Genomic DNA, 384 nt, shown 5'->3' with positions numbered 1-384 from the left:
CGCTTCACATTTTAGCCAACTGTTACTAACCACTTATGGCAGCGTTATGAGATAAGGAATATATGCATCAGATTAAGTACTCAGCAAATCCATATCTTTATAAGATTGTATTAGATAGTGAATATAAATTATCTGACGCGGACATAAGTAAATTTAAGAAGACGGTGAATCAAGGTGTCGCTGTTTATGGTTTCACACCCAATATTATAATAATTTCTAATTCGCATTATGCTTACTGGGACTCCATTTCGTTGTTTGAAAAAGCTATGGACACAGGTAAGTTAGCTATTTGTAGTAATGATAATTTAGATGATGTTATTAAAAATATCTCTACTGAATTTGCACCTATTAATGTAAAGCAGTTTGGTAAGGACAATATTATAG

General features: G+C 32.0%; 1 protein-coding gene. It reads left to right on the top strand.

The window, feature by feature from the left end:
* Positions 1 to 62 precede the first annotated feature (62 nt).
* Positions 63 to 384 (top strand): hypothetical protein (locus SB749_RS18795; RefSeq protein ID WP_410711636.1); only part of this gene is annotated, 322 nt, incomplete at its 3' end.

It is taken from the genome of Brevibacterium sp. SIMBA_078, from assembly GCF_046534565.1.
GTDB lineage: Bacteria > Actinomycetota > Actinomycetes > Actinomycetales > Brevibacteriaceae > Brevibacterium.
The sequence above is the reverse complement of the archived record's forward strand: the minus strand, read 5'-3'. Positions and strand labels throughout refer to the sequence as shown.